This is a genomic window from Paenibacillus thiaminolyticus, from assembly GCF_007066085.1.
GTDB lineage: Bacteria > Bacillota > Bacilli > Paenibacillales > Paenibacillaceae > Paenibacillus_B > Paenibacillus_B thiaminolyticus.
In genome coordinates this window covers 1,459,668-1,479,969 of record NZ_CP041405.1, presented here as the reverse complement: position 1 = coordinate 1,479,969, position 20,302 = coordinate 1,459,668, and the positions used below count along the sequence as shown (strand labels likewise).

16 protein-coding genes are annotated in these 20,302 nt (G+C 54.0%); 13 read left to right on the top strand and 3 right to left on the bottom strand.

Annotation, left to right across the window (positions count from 1 at the left end; genetic code table 11):
- Positions 1-92: 92 nt before the first annotated feature.
- From FLT43_RS06645 to FLT43_RS06600, 10 genes are all read left to right on the top strand, one after another.
- Positions 93-1,061, top strand: coding sequence for an ABC transporter permease (locus tag FLT43_RS06645; RefSeq protein ID WP_087442450.1), 969 nt, complete (start codon positions 93-95; stop codon positions 1,059-1,061).
- A 31-nt stretch (positions 1,062-1,092) separates the two neighbouring features.
- Positions 1,093-1,989 carry a carbohydrate ABC transporter permease gene (locus tag FLT43_RS06640; RefSeq protein WP_087442451.1) on the top strand — a complete coding sequence of 299 codons (897 nt, stop codon included), beginning with the start codon at positions 1,093-1,095 and terminating at the stop codon, positions 1,987-1,989.
- 88 nt (positions 1,990-2,077) lie between these two features.
- A complete protein-coding gene (locus tag FLT43_RS06635; RefSeq protein ID WP_087442452.1) occupies positions 2,078-3,766 on the top strand; it encodes an extracellular solute-binding protein in 1,689 nt (562 codons plus the stop codon).
- 173 nt (positions 3,767-3,939) lie between these two features.
- A complete protein-coding gene (locus FLT43_RS06630) occupies positions 3,940-5,520 on the top strand; it encodes a response regulator (RefSeq protein WP_087442453.1) in 1,581 nt (526 codons plus the stop codon).
- 15 nt (positions 5,521-5,535) lie between these two features.
- On the top strand, positions 5,536-7,272 hold the full coding sequence (locus FLT43_RS06625) for a sensor histidine kinase (RefSeq protein ID WP_087442664.1): 1,737 nt from the start codon (positions 5,536-5,538) through the stop codon (positions 7,270-7,272).
- A 91-nt stretch (positions 7,273-7,363) separates the two neighbouring features.
- Positions 7,364-7,954 (top strand): hypothetical protein, encoded by a 591-nt coding sequence (locus tag FLT43_RS06620; protein ID WP_087442454.1) that lies wholly within the window; start codon positions 7,364-7,366, stop codon positions 7,952-7,954.
- A 55-nt stretch (positions 7,955-8,009) separates the two neighbouring features.
- Complete coding sequence (lepB, locus tag FLT43_RS06615) at positions 8,010-8,507, top strand: signal peptidase I (protein WP_087442455.1); 498 nt, start codon at positions 8,010-8,012, stop codon at positions 8,505-8,507.
- A gap of 505 nt (positions 8,508-9,012) precedes the next feature.
- Complete coding sequence (locus FLT43_RS06610; protein ID WP_087442456.1) at positions 9,013-9,588, top strand: hypothetical protein; 576 nt, start codon at positions 9,013-9,015, stop codon at positions 9,586-9,588.
- Between the two features lie 1,197 nt (positions 9,589-10,785).
- Positions 10,786-11,823 (top strand): Gfo/Idh/MocA family protein, encoded by a 1,038-nt coding sequence (locus FLT43_RS06605; protein ID WP_087442458.1) that lies wholly within the window; start codon positions 10,786-10,788, stop codon positions 11,821-11,823.
- A gap of 151 nt (positions 11,824-11,974) precedes the next feature.
- Complete coding sequence (locus FLT43_RS06600; RefSeq protein WP_244194185.1) at positions 11,975-13,069, top strand: DUF4261 domain-containing protein; 1,095 nt, start codon at positions 11,975-11,977, stop codon at positions 13,067-13,069.
- A gap of 118 nt (positions 13,070-13,187) precedes the next feature.
- On the opposite strand, the gene msrB is transcribed toward FLT43_RS06600, so the two are convergent.
- The gene (gene msrB, locus FLT43_RS06595) at positions 13,188-14,162 is read right to left on the bottom strand and encodes a peptide-methionine (R)-S-oxide reductase MsrB (RefSeq protein WP_087442459.1); all 975 of its coding nucleotides are present in this window, start codon (positions 14,160-14,162) and stop codon (positions 13,188-13,190) included.
- 371 nt (positions 14,163-14,533) lie between these two features.
- Between msrB and FLT43_RS06590 the strand changes: the two genes are divergently transcribed.
- On the top strand, positions 14,534-15,253 hold the full coding sequence (locus tag FLT43_RS06590) for a TerC family protein (RefSeq protein WP_087442460.1): 720 nt from the start codon (positions 14,534-14,536) through the stop codon (positions 15,251-15,253).
- A 168-nt stretch (positions 15,254-15,421) separates the two neighbouring features.
- Here the strand turns inward: FLT43_RS06590 and FLT43_RS06585 are convergent, their stop codons facing one another.
- Positions 15,422-16,306 carry a LysR family transcriptional regulator gene (locus tag FLT43_RS06585; protein WP_087442461.1) on the bottom strand — a complete coding sequence of 295 codons (885 nt, stop codon included), beginning with the start codon at positions 16,304-16,306 and terminating at the stop codon, positions 15,422-15,424.
- Between the two features lie 421 nt (positions 16,307-16,727).
- Between FLT43_RS06585 and FLT43_RS06580 the strand changes: the two genes are divergently transcribed.
- The gene (locus tag FLT43_RS06580; protein ID WP_087442666.1) at positions 16,728-17,780 is read left to right on the top strand and encodes a YeiH family protein; all 1,053 of its coding nucleotides are present in this window, start codon (positions 16,728-16,730) and stop codon (positions 17,778-17,780) included.
- Positions 17,781-17,880: 100 nt separating this feature from the next.
- On the opposite strand, the gene melA is transcribed toward FLT43_RS06580, so the two are convergent.
- Positions 17,881-19,179, bottom strand: coding sequence for an alpha-glucosidase/alpha-galactosidase (melA, locus tag FLT43_RS06575; RefSeq protein WP_087442462.1), 1,299 nt, complete (start codon positions 19,177-19,179; stop codon positions 17,881-17,883).
- 174 nt (positions 19,180-19,353) lie between these two features.
- Here melA and FLT43_RS06570 point away from each other — a divergent pair, with 174 nt between their 5' ends.
- Positions 19,354-20,226 carry an AraC family transcriptional regulator gene (locus FLT43_RS06570; RefSeq protein WP_087442463.1) on the top strand — a complete coding sequence of 291 codons (873 nt, stop codon included), beginning with the start codon at positions 19,354-19,356 and terminating at the stop codon, positions 20,224-20,226.
- Positions 20,227-20,302: the final 76 nt, after the last annotated feature.

Here is a 20,302-nt window from a genome sequence, read left to right as displayed (position 1 = left end):
AGAGAGCTGATGCGAGGCGGAGCATCCGCTCTGCCACTATAAATTAAACCGCTTTACATTTGGCGGCATAGGTAAGGAGGAGGGATTCACATATGGCGAAAGCATCTGCTGGGCTGGACACGGAATCACGCTTGAATCTCGATAAGCATCGTAAAAGCGCGTTTAAACGGTTTTTCATGCAAATAGATATTCAACTGATGGTACTGCCTGCGCTCGTGTTTATCTTTATTTTTTCCTATATTCCCATGTATGGCGTTCTGATCGCTTTTCAGGACTACAAGATGGGTTCGAACTTATTGAACAACAATTGGGTAGGCTTCAAGCACTTTGTCGCATTTTTCAATGCTCCGGAATTTTATCCCGTCATGCGCAACACGATTGTCATCAGCTTTTTAAAGTTTATTTTCGGGTTCCCGGCGCCGATTCTTTTGGCGCTCATGCTGAATGAAGTGCGCAAAATGTTCTTCAAACGGGTGGTACAGACCGTCACGTATTTGCCGCATTTCCTGTCCTGGGTCGTCATCGGGTCGATGGTGACTTCGTTGCTGTCCGTGGACAACGGCAGTGTCAATATGCTGCTCGAGAAATTGAAACTTATCGACGAGCCTGTCAATTTCCTGTCCATGTCGGAATATTTCTGGACGATACTCGTCACGACCAATGTGTGGAAAGAAATTGGATTCGCTTCCATTGTCTATTTGGCGGCGATTGCCGGGATCGATCCTCATTTATATGAGGCGGCCTCCATCGACGGCGCCAGCCGCTTCAAGCAGATGTGGCTGATTACGCTCCCGTGCATTATGCCTGTCGTCATCATTTTTATGATATTGGCTATCGGCAATCTGACGAGTGCCGGCTTCGAAGATATTTTGATTCTGGCCTCCAACCCGGCATTGCGCGAAGTGTCGGATTCACTGGATGTCTACGTGGTTCGGGTCGGTATCGACAACTACAGGTACTCCTATGCGACGGCAATCGGTCTGTTCAAGGCCGTGGTCAGCGTCACGCTGCTTACATTTGCGAACTTCATCGCCAGAAAAACGGGAAATAGCTTGTGGTGATGAATCTTTCCAGAGACAGGAGGACTGAACGATGATACGAGACAGTATAGGAGACCGCATCTTTATCGCCTTTATCTATGTATTTTTAGCGCTGCTGGCGTTTTCTACTTTTTATCCGTTTTGGAACTCGCTCGTCATTTCCTTCAATGAAGGGTTGGATACCGCGAAGGGCGGGATTACGTTCTGGCCGCGGGAATTCACGCTGGAGAACTACCGCATCGTCTTCGAGGACTCGCGGTTGATGAACGGCTTCGTCATTGCCGCCCTGCGGACGGTCATCGGAACCCTATCCGCGATACTGGCCACATCGATCTTTGCCTACGGCATGTCGAAGCGAGAGCTGATGGGCCGCAAATATTACATGATCATGTGCATTATTACGATGTATTTCGGCGGAGGGCTCATTCCGACCTATATGCTTATCCGCAGCCTTGGCTTGTTCAACTCATTCTGGGTGTTCATTATTCCGGCTCTGATCAGCGTATGGAACATGATTATATTCCGCACGTTCTTCCAGGGGCTCCCGGCAGGCTTGGAGGAATCGGCGAAGATTGATGGCTGCGGCAACTGGGGAACGTTCTTCCGGATTGTGCTGCCCTTATCCGGCCCCGTCATGGCCACGCTGTCGCTGTTCACGGCCGTGGCGCACTGGAACGAATGGTTCGTGGCCAGTATCTATATCACGAATGAAGATCTGCTGCCTATCCAGACGGTGCTGCGCCAAATACTGTTCTCGAATATCGCCTCGGAACAGATGGCCAATGTCGATATGAGCGCGATTGCACATATGAATGCCGCCAAAAAAATTACGTCCAAAGCCTTGACAATGGCGACGATTATGGTTGCGACGGTTCCTATCGTATGCGTCTATCCGTTCCTGCAGAAATACTTCGTCAAGGGCGTATTGATTGGATCGCTGAAAGAGTAGTTACTTGGAGCAATACGGGAAGATTCGCTGGCGTTTAGAGCATCCATGCTTTAAACATAGATTACAAATTGAAAGGGGAAAATATCCAGTGAAGAACAAGAGAAACCTCCTTCTTAGCGTGCTCTCTGTCTTTATGGTGTTCACCTTGGTGGTCGGGTGCGGCGGCGGCGGAAACACAAGCGCGCCTCCAGCCAATGAACCGGCGAAGCAGGAAGGGAGCGAAGGGCAAGAACCTTCTGGTGAATCACCGAAGAGCGATCTGTACGAATTGGGCAAGGAAGAGCTGAATGTCTCGTTCTACGGCAACTATGGCTGGTACCAGATGCCGAAATGGGGCAAGGATCCCGCTTCCAAATGGGTTCAGGACAATCTTAAGGTAACGGTTACGGCTGTCAGCTCGGGCGGGAACAATGCGCAGAAGCTGCAGACGATGATCGCCGGCGATGAGCTTCCGGATATTATTTGGACAGACAGAGGCCCGGACGTTGAGCGGCTCCGCGAAGCAGGCATGCTCGTGCCGCTGGACGAGTACATCGAGAAATATCCAAATTTCAAAAAGTCTCTGTCCGAACAGCATCTGGCGCTGCTCCGGTCCCCGGACGGCAAGATCTATCAGCTTCCGAACTATTATACGCAGCAGCCGAACGGCAACGCCGGATATGCAATCAATAAAAAGATCTATAAAGCGCTCGGCTCTCCGAAGCTGGAGACGACCGACGACTTGTACAATTATCTTAAAGCGGTCAAAGAAAAATTCCCGGATGTCATTCCGTTCGAGACGGGATTGGCCAAAGACGGTCATGGCATTGACCAGATATTCTCTTCCTTCAAGGAAAACAACCTCTCCTTCACGCGTTTCTTCGGCGTCCCTGACGGCGACAAAATCGTCTCGATCTATAAAGATCCGGGATTCCGCGAATCCGTCGTCTTCACGGCGAAGCTGATGCGCGAGAAGCTGATGACGCAGGATGCGAATACGCAGACCGAGGACCAGGTAAGAGAAAAAGCGATGAATGGCAAATTTGCCGTTATCGCCACCTTTGATCCGATGAAGATGCTGGCGACCGCTGACGCCGAGCTGAAGAAGAAGGATCCGGAAGACGGATACATGTTCATCCAGCCGATCGCCAAGGAGGGTCTCGATCGGACCAAAATCTACCCGGGAACCTATAATCAGTTAGGTTGGAACGTGGCTCTCATTACGAAGAACGCAAAAAATCCGGAAGCCGTGTTCGCGCTTCTTGATTGGATGACAGGGGCGGAAGGCAGCATGGTGCTGAACTGGGGTCCTCCTGGATCGGACGGATATTGGGACGGCTTCGATGCGGACGGCGTGACGCCGAAGTTCAATGAAGAGAAGTATTTGAATGACCCGGATACGCTTGCGGAAATTAACGGAAAAGCCGGCGATCTGGTATGGGTGGGCAACACGATGTTCCTCGATAACACGAAGAAGCAGATGTTGTCCAACGTTCCGGCCGATCAAATCGACTTCAGCAACCGTTGGCAAATGGAAATTACATGGGGCACGCAGGGCGATTTCACGGAGTTCCTCGGTTGGGAGCCGGCTCCTGACAGCGAAGTCGGCATCATTAGACAGAGCATCAGAGATACCTGGCTGACCGCGAGAGCGAAATCGATGTATGCCAAGTCCGACGAGGAAGCACTGCAAATTCTGGATAAGGCTCACGAAGACTCGATGAAGCTGGGCTATGATAAGTTCCTTGAGCATGTAACCAACGTGTGGACGGAAAACAAGAAAGCATTGGGTAAATAAGGAAATTGGAACGAAGGCTCGCTGTACCGGCGGGCCTTCGTTTTTGTTCGCTGCCGCGGGGGCGGAACTGGCAGCCTCATACTGTTCAAACGGGACGGTTCATTGCTATACTTGGGATGGAAATGATTAGGCTGCAGTAACGATTGACCGCATGTCCTGAAGGGAGATCTTTCATGTACAACGTGTTATTGGTGGATGATGAGATGCTTGATCTCGAAGGGATGAAGCAATTTATTCCATGGGGAGATTTAGGCATGAAAGTGGCCGCGGCGGTGAACAACGCCTTTGACGCATGCGAGATTATCGAACAGCTTCCAATAGACATTATGGTTAGCGACATCAATATGCCCAATATGTCGGGATTGGAGCTGGCTCGGAGAGCAATCGAAAAAAGAGCGGACATTCGTGTTATTTTTGTAAGCGGTTACCAGGATTTCAGCTATGTGAAGCAGGCATTGTCATTGAAGGCTTATAGCTATGTGCTGAAGCCGATGGATGATAACGAGCTGATTGCAGCGCTGCAGAAGGTGAAGCAGGATCTGGAGAACGAGCGGAAGCGCCGTGACGTGGAAGAGGCGTACCAGCGCATGATTCCGATGGCCAAAAACGACCTGTTGGTCAGGCTGCTGGAAGGGGAATGCGAGCAGGATTATTTGCAGGAAATGAGGAAGGTGATTCAGTCCAACGGGCTGGATCAGTTGGAATGGCCCGTGCGTGCCGCCGTCATGGAGCTGGATGACATGAATTGGACGCAAGAGGCCGTCAGCCTGTCCCAGCAGATGATGTCGAAGAACTTCCTCTATGAGGTGAGCGAGATTGGACAAAAGCACGGCATGCGCCATGTCTGCAAGCTGTCCTCGCACCGGATCGCGCTGTTGATTGACGGCCAGCGGATGGATGCGCTGATTCATGACTTGTATGAGGCGATCCAAGCCAATTTCCCGTTCACGATGACGGTTGGTGTCGGCGAGCCGGTGCATGCGCTCGAACAGCTACACGTATCGTGCAAGCAGGCCATGGAAGCTGTGGACGGCAAAATGTTCCTGGGCAAGGGCAAGCTGATTATGTATGAAGAAGTGAGCCGGGAACCGGGCATGGTCGATGCCCGGAAGCTCGATGCGCGCGTGGAAGCCTTATTTCATGCCCTGACCGAATACGAGCTCGTCCGTATCTATGACGAGATCGAGCGATTGTTCGAATCCGTAAGCATGCTGAGATCCAAATTCACGGTGCATAATCTGGCCATGTTTATTATATGGAAGCTGGATCAGCAGTTGAAGGCAAGAGGCGAGAACTTGTTCGATATGCTCGGAATGGAGCTTCATAATCTCGATATTTTGCTGCAATTCGATACGATTAGCGATATTCGCTCTTGGCTCGTGCGGAGAACATTCGAAATATCCGAGCACTTGCGAAGCAAATCAAGCTCCAAGAACAATAAACTGATTCGGGAAATGATGCAAATGATGAAGGAGCGAATGATTGACAATATCACCCTCAAGGATGTGGCGCATCAATTTTCTTTTTCTCCCAACTATCTCGGCTATATGTTCAAGGAAGAAACGGGCAAGTCGTTCAGTGAAGTGCTGATTCAACTGCGGATGGAGCGAGCGCGCGAATTGCTGCACGATCCTTCAATGAAGATCTATGAAATCGCGAACCAGGTCGGTTACCGTTACCTGCCGTATTTCAGCAGACAATTCAAGGAAGCTTACGGCATGACGCCGATGGAGTACCGCAAGCGAGAAACGTGACAGGGGATGGCGGAAATGAAAGCACAGCAGGCGAGGCGAAGGTACTTGCCGATTGGATATAAATTAATGCTTACTTATATGCTGTTCATCGTAAGTGCCGTGTCAGTCATCGGCTATGTATCCCACTCCATGTACGACGAATCGATCCGGAAGCACACCAGGATGAATGTTCAGGGAACCTTGCTGCAGATACGCGATAATATCGAATATAAGATGCAGGATGTCGTCCGCATTTCCTCCCTTTTCTATAATGATTATGAATTGTACCGGCATTTGCGAAGCTATGAGGAGGGGTGGGAGAACTATGACCGCATGACCAAGGACGTTCTGCCCAAAATAGAAGCCGCGACCAAGTCAACCGGCATGAAGCTGTGGACCTCGGTCTACTTCGGCAATGAATCGATCTATGAAGTATATAAGATCGGGATTGAGGACAACAACTGGTCCTACGATATTTATCATCTTAGCCGCATTAAGGACAAGGAATGGTACAAGCAATTCCCACCTGAAAAGTATGGCGTCACGATGCAGTGGAGCCAGATCGAAAATGACAGCGCGCTGCAGCGGATTTCCCTGCTGCGGAGACTGATTGATACCTACAATCCGAATCAGCTGCAGGAAGTCGGATTCCTTCGCATCAATGTGGCCATTTCAGAGTTGTTCGACAGTCTGGATTACTCCAAAATAGGCAGCGGGAGCGTACTCTATCTTCAGGATGAGTCCGGACGCATCATGTATCAATCGGGACAGCTTCCGGACGCTTACTCGGAAGGCCAGGACCAATTGGACAATGATTACTTGACGATCCAGGAGACGGTCGGCCGGCAATCGTGGAAGCTGGTCGCACTCGTTCCGGTCGCGCTCATCCAGCAGGATGCGCTGAAGGTCAGGCTTTTTATTATTTTTGCATGTTTGATTTGCGCTGTCGTCTTATCTTTCGCAGGCGGCTTTATATCCCGCTTCTTCTCGGTCCGGATACATAAGTTTGTCTCCGTGCTGAATGCATTTCGCGAAGGAGATCTCCACAAGCGCATCTCCTACCGGGGCAATGACGAATTCTCGCAGATTGCGACCGCGCTTAACAATATGGGCGAGAATATCGAGTCTCTAATCAAGGAAGTGTATCTGACTCAGCTGCAGAAGAAGGAAGCGGAACTGGAAATGCTTCAGTCGCAAATTAATCCGCATTTTCTCTATAACACGCTGTCTTCGATCAGCCGTCTCGCCAAATTCGGCGAAAATGACAAGCTGCAGCAAATGGTGATGGGGTTGGCCAAATTTTACCGCTTGGCTCTGAACAACGGCAAGCTGATGATCCGGGTCCCGCAAGAACTGGATCAGGCGCAGGCGTATGTCGATATCCAGAAGATCAAATACGGCGAAAGGCTTGATGTCACGTTCGATATCGATCCCGTCATTTGGCCGTACAGCACCGTCAAGCTCATTTTGCAGCCATTTATTGAAAACGTGCTGGAGCACGCCTGGTGCGGAGATCGGATCCATATTCGTATCGTGGCGTCCGAGGAGGGAGAGAATCTGTTGTTCCGCGTCATCGATGATGGGGTCGGAATGACTCCGGAACGGGTGAGCGAGATTTTCCATGGCCGGGATCATGTTAATGCAGGCTATGGCATTCGCAATGTCGATCAGCGAATCAAGCTGCATTACGGATCAGAGTATGGCGTAAGCATCGACAGCCGGCTCGGGATCGGGACATCGGTGTCCATCCGGATTCCGGCGAAGCATAGCTGATTCCCACGAACCCCCTAATCTTGTATAATAGAGGTTGCACTATACGCATTCATAGATTATGTATTTCTGAATCGGAGTGGGGGGAACTGGATTGAATACCCGATCGCTGGCCTATGTGGCGGTGCGGTTGCTGGCGCTGTATTTTTTCATTACTGCCATTGTCCATGTGTCTAACGTGGTGCAGGTCAGCTTGCCGAATCTGATGTCAATCAAGGATGCAGCCGTCAGCAGGCCAGATCAGATTGTTCTGTTGGTGGTGGTCCTGCTCCCGTCGATCATTATGCTGCTTAGCGCCTTCGTATTATGGACGGCTGCCTACCGCATCTCAGGACTGCTGACCCCGGCCGTGCCGCCGCGGGAAGAAGCTGCGGCAGCAGAAGCGTCGGAGAGGGAAGAGCTTCCGCGGCGATCGAGATCGCAGGAGCTGGCGGCGCTGACCAAGCCGCTGCTGCAGACGGGCCTCGGCATTTCCGGCCTGATTCTGCTCATTAATGGCATTCCGGACTTCATACATATGTTGATGACGATTACCTATGTCGATACGCACATGTACCCGGATCATATGCAGCGCGAATTAAGCGCGAACTTCGTGCAAGTCATCGTGAAGATGCTGCTCGGTCTCTGTCTGGCGATTGGGGCCGGCGGACTGACCCGGTACTTCACGCGTTCGTCCTCATCCTGAATGGGGACAGCGCCGACAATGGTGGAGGTAACGCCTTCGAAGGAGGAATTGAACGATGCGAATGTCTCATTTTATCAAAGGTTATGTTATTCCAGTGATCATCGCGTTCGGCATCAGTCTATTGATTCAGCAGGTCGCCTATGCGCAAGTCGTCGTGCAGCAGCATTCCATGCAGCATACGTATAATCCCGGGGATCGGCTTATCGAGAACAAATGGGTGTATCATTGGTTCGAGCCTGCGTACGGCGATGTTGTCATCATCGCTCCGGCGTTCCAGGGAGAACGGTACATTAAGCGCGTCGTCGGCGTGGCAGGCGATACGATCGATGCCCGCGACGGGAAGCTGGAAGTGAACGGCCGGCTCGTCGACGAACCGTTCGCCGAGGGAAGCACACTCCCGAAGCAGCTTGACTTGCCGATTGTGGTGCCGGAAGGCCATGTGTTCGTCATGGGGGATAACCGGGCCGTCAGCATAGACAGCCGGACTTACGGGCCTGTTCCGGTGGAATATCTGGAAGGCAAGGTAGAATTCAAAGTCTGGCCTTGGTGGTAGCGGAAGCAGGAAGCGGGGAGCGATATCGCTCTCCGCTTCCTCATGTTTGCGCGAGCACGCCAGTAAAGGTAATGAAGCGCGCTCGGTCGAGTCTGGTCGAGCACGTCTGTAAGCGGGGGAAGCGCGTTCAGGCGAGTCCGGTCGAGCGCGTTGGATAGCGGAATGAAGCGCGTTCAGGCGAGTCCGGTCGAGCACGTCAGATAGCGGAATGAGGCGCGTTCGGGGGAGTCCGGTCGAGCGCGTCAGATAGCGGAATGAGGCGCGTTCGGGGGAGTCCGGTCGACCACGTCAGTAGCGGAATGAAGCACGTTCTGCCTTGTCCGCGGGTTATGGTAGTAAGGTAACGCCCCTCGAAGGTGTATGCCTGTCCTTACCACTCAAGTCGCATGCCCGACCATATCTCTCAAGTTGCATGCCGGTGGGCGGCGCGCTATACTTGAACACGATGAACTAAGGCATTTGTCCCTGTCGGGATGGAGCAGCGAAAGGACTCGAATTCACCACGATGTTGACAGAGAAGAAAGCGTTTAGACGAATCCAATGGGGACTGCTGTTTTTTATTGATTACTCGGTGGGCGGCGTAGATCTGCTGCCGGATATCGTCGGATTGTTCCTCATCTTTACGGCGATTCGCGATCTGGAAGGGGTCGAGCCCCCGTTCCGGCGCGCGAAGGCCGTGGTTATCCCGCTGATGGTGCTGGCTGTCATTGAGATTTTGCAGCCGTTCATCATTCAAGCGATCCCGCGGGGGATATTGGCCTGGTACGGAGTAGGGCGATCCGTGCTGGAGACCGGATTGAATATCGCGCTGATGGCTTTGCTGTGCGGCGGCCTCCGCTCGTTCATGCTGCGGAACGGACAGCCCGCGCTCGCGCATATGGCGCGCCGGCGGCTGATCTATTTCATTGTCGCGCTCGGATGCTCGTTGAGCATGATTGGCTTTGCCTTGGCGTCGCCGATGCTGTTCGACGCGATGGCTGTGCCGTTCTTCCTGCTCTATATTATTGTCGTCATTATGCTGATGGGCTTGTTCGGGCAGGCGGCGAAGCGAACGGATGAGATGCGCGGAAGCGTGGCATAACAACATTGAATTAGCCCGTGAGCGGCAAGCAAAGACAGGCGAAGAGTTCGTCTGTCTTTTGTTGTCAAGGGGAGGCAAGCCTTGCTCTATGTGCAAGAGTCGTTGATATGGGCAAGAGTCACTGTTATGGGCAGGAGTCGCTGGGTATAGGTAAGAGTCACTGTTATGGGCAGGAGTCGCTGACATGATCAAGAGTCGCTGATATGGCAAGAGTAGCTAGTAAGGTCAAGAGTTGCTGGCACGGTCAAGAGTTGCTGAAATGATCAAGAGTCGCTGATACGGGCAAAAGTTGCTGACATGGTTAAGAGTAGCTGATAGGTCGAGAATCACTGGCATGATCAAGAGTCGCTGATATGGTCAAGCACTCGGCTGTGCCCGGGCTTGGGGCTATTGGGTTGCTATAGCCGGCTGGTGGCCCGAGGCGGGGGCGGCGTGGCGGGCTACTAGGCTGCTCGCGTTAAGAGACGGCTCCAGAGGACATCGGGAGGGCCTTTATTTTAAAAATGCTGCAGGCGTGCAGTAATTTTCGATGCGAGCAAGGGTTTGTGGCAGGATTCCTGCAAAAGTGCAGCATTTTCCCTGTTTTTCCTTTGTTTCGGGTGATCAAGGGCGAAATTCCTGCATTTTTGCAGGATTGATTTTTGACAGAAAGCAACTCAGGAGAAATAATGCAGATTTGCAGTATTTCAGACTGTCGAGAACTCGGGTGCTGCGTGGAAAAATGCGCCCTCAATGCCGGGAGGATGGGAACCTTCGCAGGACAGGGAAGGCGCGCGTAGGGGTGCAGGTGGAAGCATGCGGCATCGCTGCGACGACGAAGAGACATCAGAAGAAACAGAAGAAGAGCTACATAAGAAGAGACATCAAAGGCTCAAGGGCCCCGCAGTGCCATAAGCTTCGCAGTGCCATAAGCTTCGCAGTGCCATAAGCTTCGCAGTGCCAAAAGCCCCGCTGTGCCAAAAGTTCCGCAGTGCCATAACCTGCAGTGCCAAAAGCTTCGCAGTTCCAATCCCTTCTCGAGCATGGCGGCCGAACCAGTACCAATCCGTTCAAGAGCATTGAACGATGACCGCTAAATGGGGGATTTGCACATTTCGACGACATTGCAGTGAAAGCGGATCCATGAATCTATTCGCTACGGAAGGGGATTGGGGTATAATCATATCAAATCCTATGGAATAAGGAGCGTGGCGCATTATGACAACATGGAAGGTCGTTGTGGCCGGATGCGGCCAAATGGCCAATACGTGGATCGAGTATGCCAGGGAGCGCGAGGATACGGAGATCGTCGGCCTCGTCGATATTTGGCCGGAAGCCGCCTTGCAGATGGCGGACAGGCACGGCCTATCGTGCGGGTTGTATTCGGATCTGCGGGAAGCGATCCGGCGCAGCGGGGCCAATCTCGTGTTCGACGTGACAACGCCGGATGCGCATCGCGCAACCTCGGGAACGGCATTGGAGATGGGCTGTCATGTGATAGCGGAAAAGCCGATGGCATCCAGCCTCACCGCGGCGATAGAGTTAGCCGAGCTGTCTCGGAAGACAGGGTTGTCCCTGTCTATAATGCAGAACCGCCGTTACTTGCGCCGGATTCGGGCGTTCCGCGACCTGGTGCAGTCGGGCGTCATCGGCCCGATGGGCTTCGTCGGGGCGGATTTCTTCCTGGCGCCCCGGTTCGGAGGCTTCCGGGAGCAGATGGCGAGTCCGCTGATTCTGGACATGGCCATCCATACGTTCGATCAAGCGCGCTTCATCACCGGGGCCGATCCGGTATCCGTTACCTGTCATGAGTGGAATCTTCCCGGCTCCTGGTATAAAGGTCATGCCAGCGCTGTCTGCACCTTCGAGATGAGTGACGGGTCCTTGTTCAACTACCGCGGCTCCTGGAGCGCCCAAGGATTCCCGACGTCATGGGAGGCGGCTTGGCGAGTTGCGGGAAGCCGGGGCACCGCGATATGGGACGGCGAAGACCGGATCGAAGCCGAATCGTTCAATGATGCCGGGGAAGCAATGCGGACGGAGGCATCGATGGATTGGAGCGGCCGGGAGGGGCATGCCGGCTGCCTCGATGATATCTTCGCTGCGATGGCCGAAGGCCGGCCGGCAGAGACTTGCGCCGCCGACAACGTGAAGAGCATGGCGATGGTGTTCGGCGCCATGGAAAGCTCCCGCCGGCAAGCGACGGTGCGGATGGCCCCGCTGCTCCAGGAATACGCTTCCTATCGGGAACTGTAATAGAGCGGTAGCGGTGCCGAGAAGCAGGCCCCGGGAAGCCTTGGCCAGGAAGCTGTGCCCGGGAGCATAGGCCAGGAAGCAGTGCCCCCGAAAGGCCGGAAAGGGAAGCACGGCACGGCTCGACGATTCGAATTCATAAGGAGTGTGGGGCATGACAAACAAGGGAGAGACTCGGAACGAAGAAGCAATGAATGGGCTTGGAGAGCAACATGAACAAGATGATCAACAAGAGTACGATGATCAACAAGAGTACGATGATCAACAAGAGCACGATGAGCAAGATGGGCAAGATGATCAACATGGGCAGGATGAACAACATGAGCAACATGATCAAGATGAGCTAGATCAATCCGGATTTGCCGATGTTTACGCCATTCAAGTGCTGTACAAGGATAAGCCAGAGCTGGACCGGGAGATGCTGTACGGCAAAATGCAGCAGTATACTGGAGAGATTCACTGCGCGGAGGACGAGGAAGGAACTGGGGAGCCGGAGGAGTCGCTGGCAGTATGGGAGTCTAATGAGAGCGAAGTTACGGAAGCAGGCGGCATCATGCACTTCTTCCATCTGAATCACATGATTGAGTATCAGGAGGGAGCGCTGCCGGCACAGACATGTATCTTGACTTCGGATAAGCCGGTGGAGGAGGCAGCCTTCGAGACGGCGCTGCAGCAAGCCTGGCATTGGCCGGAAGCGAGAGAAGCCGTTGCCGGCTGCCGCCACTCCCTGCTGCTGACCGATTTCTGCGCGCGCGGCCTGGAGTATAAGCAGCGGCTGCAGCTCATTGGCGGTGCGCTTCGGGCTTTGCTGGAGACGGCGCCTTGTGAAGCGATCTATTTCCAGGCCAGCGACAAGATCGTTCATCCCCAAGCCTATGCGGCCGCTCTCGAAGCCGGCCAGCACTTATACGGGGCGATGAATCTCCGCTTCTATCACGTGCATGGCAGAGACGAGATGATTATGGATACCTGCGGCCTGGCGGCGCTCGGCTTGCCCGATGTCCAGTGTCATTTTAGGGGGATGGAGGCGAATGAAGTGGCCTCGTGGGTTAGCGATATCGGGTACTATTTGCACGATCACGGGGATATTATCCAAGACGGCGAGACGGTTGGCTCGGAGGAGATTCGCTGGCAGTGCGAGCATCAGCTTGCTTTGGCGGGGCCGATGCGGTATGTGCTTGATCTGAACCCCGGCCCGGAGCACTATGCGGGCATCCAGCATCATGGCCGGGAGCAACGTCCGGAATAGCCTGGCGTCTTAAAAGTGCCGTAATGACTTCAGATCGGCCGCCACTGCTTCAGCCAAGCGGCCGCCGGCCCTTGATCCGAAGCGCTCTGTCGCGCTGGACCAAGGGCCGGCAAGTCCATCAATCGGCAAATAAGTCGGCATATTCGCCATAGCCTTCCTCTTCCAGCTTCTCCTTCGGAATGAAGCGCAGGGCGGCGGAATTGATGCAGTAGCGCAGTCCGTTCGGGCCGGGACCGTCGTCGAACACATGCCCGAGATGAGAGTCGCCGTAGCGGCTGCGCACTTCGGTGCGGACCATGCCGTGGGAGAGGTCAAGCTTCTCTTCGATATGATAAGAGCGAAGCGGTCTCGTGAAGCTTGGCCATCCGCACCCTGCATCATATTTGTCGCTCGAGCTGAACAGAGGTTCGCCCGAGACGATGTCGACATAGATGCCGTCTCCCGTATGATTCCAGAATTCGTTCTGGAACGGGGGCTCTGTTCCATTATTTTGTGTGACATGGAACTGCATCGGGGTGAGCTCTTCCTTCAGCCGGGCCTTGTCCTGCTCGCTTACGCTCCAATGCTTGGCGATGAAGGCATCGCGCCCGGAGCCCGTACGGTACCGCTTGTAATGGGCCGGCTGCTTCCGATGATAGTCCTGGTGGTGCTCCTCAGCAGGGTAGAAGGCGGACGCCGGGACAATCTCGGTTGCGAGCGGCTTGTCGAAGCGGCCGCTGCGCTCCAGCTCTCGCTTGGATTGCTCCGCTTCCTCCCGCTGCTTCTCGTTATGGTAGAAGATCGCAGTCCGGTATGAGGAGCCCCGATCGTAGAATTGTCCGCCCGGATCGGTCGGATCGATCTGCTGCCAGAACAGCTCCAGCAGCTTCTTATAAGGAAATACGGCGGGATCGAACGTAATCTGCACGGCCTCCGCATGGCCGGTCCGGTCGGTGCACACTTCTTCATAGGTCGGATCTTCCGTATGGCCGCCGGTATATCCGGAGACGATCGAGCGGATCCCGGGCAGCTCCTCGAACGGAGTCACCATGCACCAGAAGCAGCCGCCTGCGAATGTCGCTTTTTCCAGAGAAGGTTGAGTATGGTCGCTCATTGGATATCAACTCCTTTGCATAGCCATATCATAACCAAATGGAGGCCGTGAGACAACAAAGGCGGCACGCAAAAATGGGCGGCCCCCCCCTGAAAGATGAGGGTTGTATATGCTGCCGATCCGTGCTAGTATGAATGTATCGAAAACGATACTCCACAAAGGGGAGTAGCTAGCACAGTATTCGTCGTCATTACGGGATCGAGTCGCCTCGTCCCCGGCGGTACTGGCAACGTACACGTTGTTTGCGAGACCTTTGCCACGGGTTGCGATGGTGAAGGTCTTTTTTGATCATTTAGAGCCGTCGCCTCGTGGTGACGGCTTGTTTTATTTTTCGTAGCATCAAGCATACTACAGTTTGGGAGGCAGTCATTGTGGAACTATTCTCAATTGAATTCTGGACGGCATTGTTGTCGATCGTAGTCATCGACCTCGTGCTGGCAGGGGACAATGCCATCGTTATTGGCCTTGCCGCACGCAATGTTCCGAAGCAGGATCAGAAAAAAGTAATTATTTTGGGGACTGGCGGAGCGATTGTGATTCGGGCGATCGCCACCTTGCTGGTCGTCTACCTGCTGATGGTTCCCGGACTTCAATTGTTCGGCGGTCTTCTTCTGCTCTGGATAGCAGTGAAGCTGATGATTGAAGAGAAGGAGCATAACATTAAGGCCGGCAGCAGCATCGGGGCGGCCGTTGGCACCATCATCGTCGCTGACGCGGCTATGGGGCTCGATAATGTGCTGGCTGTGGCGGGCGCCGCCAAGGGACATCCGTTCCTGGTCGTTCTCGGATTGATGATCTCGCTTCCGATTGTTGTCTGGGGAAGTACGATTGTACTTAAATTTATCGAGCGTTATCCGGTTATTATCGTACTGGGCTCCGCCGTGCTGGCTTGGACCGCCTCGAAAATGCTCGTGGCTGAAAAATTTGTCGCCCCGTACTTCACCAATCCGTTCATCAAATACGGATTCGAGGCGATCGTCGTGCTGGGTGTCGTCGCTGCAGGGCTTATCATAAAGCGGAATCGGGCGCAGCGAGCACAGGAAGCGGACGATCATCCGGAATTCCATCATCACCGTGCCCAGGGCGAGTAATCGTCTGGGGCATGACACCAGCCGAAGGCTCTGCCTTCGGCTGGTGTCATGGAGGAACATACACGGAGAGCCGCGATAGGGAGTGATGCCTAAATCCCTATACAGAGTGTCCAGTGATATTCTATGAAGGGAGGCGCCGAGTGGTGCCATTCCTCCCGCATGAATCGTTCAGGACAGCTGCCGAACCTGCTGAATCAGCATTTTCATAGCCATGGTCGACGCTGCCTTCGTATCCTGCAGGATGAAGAACGGGCGAATGACGCGGCCTCCCTTAACATGAATGCGGCGCAGTTCGCCTGCTTCCAATTCCTTATGAATGACCCAACGGGAGAGCAGAGCGATGCCAAGACCGGCGAGAACGGCCTCCTTTACCCCTTGGCTGCTGTTGAACACATAGGTGCGCTTCGGCTCCACGCCGAGATCGCGAATAAATTGCTCGCTGTAGGAGCGGGTTCCCGAACCGCTCTCGCGCAGAATCCAAATTTGATCCTGAAGCATGGACGCCTCCAGCTTCAGCAGCGCCGTCAGCTCGTGATCCGGGGGGGCGACGAGAATCATCTCGTCCTCCATGAACGGATGATCCACCAAAATATCGGCATAATCGACCTTGCCTTCGACGAGCCCGATATCGAGCTCATTCGCCCGCACGGCTTGCGCGATTTCTTCCGTGTTGGCAATCATCACCTGGATATCGACCTGCGGATATTGACGGGCAAAATCCGCGATCAGCCGCGGCAAAATATACTCCCCGATCGTGAAGCTGGCTCCCACCTTCAGCGAACCGGTCACTTCATCCCGCAACAGATGGATTTCTTCCTTGGCGTTATCATACAGAGCAAGCATTTGCTTGGCCCGCTGGTATAGGATATGTCCGGCGTCCGTCGTCTTCACATGCCGGGGAGAGCGATGAATCAGCTTGATGCCGAATTCGTTCTCCAGGTTCCGGATATGCATGCTTACGCCCGGCTGGGACAGATTGAGTAGTTTGGCGGCTCTGGAAAAATTGCACTGCTCCACAACGGTTACATAAACTTTCAACGTGTCGACAATCATGTACGAATCCTCCGGTACCCATCAAGTTGGGCAGACAATTCTGTTGATGGAATCGCTTGCTTGTATCCTCTCCCATTGTATCCCTTTATCCCGAATGGAACAATCCGGATGCCGCCGTTCAGGCAAGCATAAGTTTTCCTAATCGTGCAGATAGCATATTGGTATTTCACATTAAGCTCATTTCGTCTTATAGTTGATTATGGAATCAGGATTCACATGCAGGCGGGCGGGAAGAAGTTCGGGACTGACGGGCATTGAAAAGGTGAGCAGAGAGCAGGAGGCGCCATCCTCATATCGGGAGCTGCAGGAAGGAGCTGCAGGAAGGAGCTGCAGGAAAGTGCTGGACTATGCTGCGGTACGATGCTTTATCGCCTCAACGCTGCAATGTGAGAATGCAAATAGACAGAATTGGGGGAAAAACATGAGTCAGGGAGAAGGACTTGGCGCAAGTAAGGCCCGCAAGCAGCGGAACAGACTTGGATTTGCGCTTGGAATCGGGTTGACGCTTGTCATCGCGCTGGCTGCCAAGTATTTAGCCGGGCTTCCGTTCCTTAGCATTATGGGTCAGCTTGTTATCGCTATCTTGATCGGCATTCTGTGGCGTGCCACGATCGGCGTGCCCGATCAGATTGTGGCGGGCACGAACTTTTCAAGCAAGAAGCTGCTTCGGCTCGGGATTATCCTGCTCGGGATGAGACTGAATCTGATGGATATTGTCCAGGCGGGGCCAAAAGTATTTCTGATTGCGGTCATTGTCATTATATTCGCCATTAGTGTCGTCTATGGATTGGCAAGGCTGTTCAAGGTCGAGAAGCGGCTTGGCATTCTGACGGCATGCGGCACGGCCATTTGCGGGGCGGCTGCAGTTGTCGCGATTTCGCCGCAGATTAAGGCCAAGGACGAGGAGACGGCCATTGGCGCGGCCATGGTCGCGATATTGGGCACGATCTTTACGCTTTTATATACCTTTTTGTATCCGGTGCTCGGGCTGACGCAGAATGGGTACGGCATCTTCGCGGGCGCAACGCTGCATGAGATTGCGCATGTCATTGCGGCCGCAGCGCCTGGAGGCGACGGCGCGGTCGATATGGCAGTCATCGTGAAGCTAACCCGGGTGGCGCTTCTCGTTCCGGTAGCGATCCTCATCGGCATCTGGGCGAATCGGGCCGAGCAGCGGGAGAAGGGGAACAGCACGAAGCTGTCCTGGCGCACGATACCGATTCCTTGGTTCATCCTTGGCTTCCTGATCGTGAGCGGCATCAATTCATTGGGCATCATCTCGGCCGATATCGCTTCCGGCATTGTGACGCTGGCTTATATGCTGATCGCGATGGCGATGGCCGGTCTTGGCCTGAACGTCGATCTGGTCGCATTCCGCCGGCTTGGCCTGACCTCGTTCGCGGCTGGGCTTATCGGTTCGGTGCTGCTGTCGGGTCTCGGCTTCGCCCTGGTCCATCTGCTCGGGCTGGCCTAATGCCGCTTGAACGGGCGGCGGACGACAACAGACCGTATCTCCTCGCCGAAGGAGATACGGTCTGTCTGTTCGTCTGCGCCGTTGCAGACGGGCCGCAGGGTTAGCGGAACGCTGGCAGCCAGCTGCCATGCGCTTCAATCATATCGTCGCATAGCGCTACGATATCGTCGAGGCTGAGCTCAGCGGATGTATGCGGATCGAGCATCGCAGCATGATAAATATGCTCCTTCTTGCCAGTGATAGCCGCTTCAATCGTCAGGAGCTGCGTGTTGATATTGGTCCGGTTCAGCGCGGCCAACTGCGGCGGCAGATTGCCGACATAGGTTGGCGTCACGCCGCTGCGATCGACGAGACAAGGCACCTCGACACAGGCTTCCGCCGGAAGATTCGGAATCAGTCCCGTATTCATGACGTTGCCGCCAATCTTGAACGGCACCCCCGTCTCCATTGCTTCGAAGATATAGGAAGCATATTCATGCGAACGGGCATGCTCTAGCCTCGTATCGTTCACCAACTTGTCGCGCATCTCCTTCCAGTTGGCGATCTGATTCACGCAGCGGCGCGGGTATTCATCCAGCGGAATGTTCAGCTTGTCGATCAATTCCGGATAGGCCCGCTTGATGAAATACGGATGATATTCGGCATTATGCTCGGATGACTCGGTGACATAATAGCCGAACTTGAACATCAGCTCGTAGCGTACCATATCATGATGCTTTTCCTTCTGCTTCTCCGCCGCCCGGCGCTTAATCTCCGGATACAGATCTTGACCGTCCTTCGTCACTTCCAATAGCCAGGCCATATGGTTGATGCCGGCGATTTTCGCCTGTACCCCCGTAGAATCCATGCCGAGATGGTCGAACAGCCAGGGCATGCATACCTGCACGCTGTGGCACAGGCCAACCGTCTTCACGCCGCCATGCGTAATCATAACGTTAGTCAATACCGCCATCGGATTCGTATAATTGAGGAACCAAGCATCCGGACAGACCTCCTGCATGTCTCTTGCGAAGTCGAGCATGACCGGGATGGTGCGCAGATTGCGGAAAATTCCGCCGATGCCGACCGTATCGGCGATCGTTTGGCGCAAGCCGTATTTTTTCGGAATCTCGAAATCGGTAATTGTACATGGATCATACCCGCCGACTTGAATCGCGTTGACGACATACTTGGCGCCCCGAAGCGCCTCCTTACGGTCGTGATAAGCGACGACCCGGCACTTGCTCCCGAGCGATGTGACCAGATTATTCAACATCCGCTCGGAATCCCGGAGGCGTTCGTGATCGATGTCGAACAAGGCCAGCTCGAACGATTGCAGCGCAGGCGTCAGCATGCAGTCGCCTAACACATTTTTGGCGAATACCGTGCTTCCGGCACCGAGAAACGTAATTTTACCCATTACAAGATCATCCTTTCGATGGAGTGGGAATAAGATCTTAAATAATTTTTTCATGGTCTGATGCAACTTGCACGCAGATGCGTTACAATCAATATATCTGATTTGACAAGAGATGAGTATGGTTATTTTGGTCGACAGTATGGAATATTGTATTCTGATGAGGAGGATATGCCGATGGCGGAGACAGCGCATATCACGATTAACGAGTACCCGTCTCGCGGGGAATTGACGATTCTTTTCAGCGGGCAGGCGAAGACCGAGCCCCATCACCGCATCGGTCCCACGGTGCATGAATACTATTTGGTGCACAGTATTTTGTCCGGGAAGGGCACCTTCGTCATTCGCGGGCAGGAGTACCAGCTTCGCAGCGGCGACAGCTTCTTTATTTTTCCGGGGGAAATGGTGCGGTATGAATCGGATGGCGAGGAACCGTGGCAATATAGCTGGGTCGGATTTCGCGGACAAGAGGCAGACCGGATTCTGGCTGAGATCGGGGTCGGGCCGCATGTGCCTGTCTTGCAGGGCTACCGCCACCATCGCTTGAACGCGCTGCTTCGCAATGTAACGAAAGCGCTTCACCGCGGCGGCCATGCGGGGGATATGGAGGCGGAGGGGTATTTTCGCCTGATCCTGTCTGAATATGCGCGGGCCGCAGGCGCCTCGCTGCGTTCCGGGAAGGAAGACACCCGAACCGATATCGAACGGCAGGTGGAACAGGCAGCCCGATGGCTGACGCTGCAGCATGACAAATCGATATCGATCGACGAGCTGGCGCAAAAGCTCGGCTACCACCGGACCTATTTATCGAAAATGTTCCGCAAGCAGATGGGGGAATCCCCGATGCAATTTCTGCTGCGCATCCGGATGGAGCGGGCGCGGACGCTGTTGCTGACGACGAAGCTGACGATGGAGCAGATTGCCGCTTCCGTCGGCTATGAGGATGCCTTGTATTTTTCGAAGCTGTATAAAAAATGGTACAAGCGCTCCCCAACCGCCCACCGTGCGGAAATGCAAAGGAACCAGGTCACCGAATGCGCTTATCGGTAAAGAGTAGTTCCGCGCGTAACCGGGGTTACCGGTGCCAAGGCGGCGATGGGGCGGGACCCCTGTAAGGTTCAAGGCG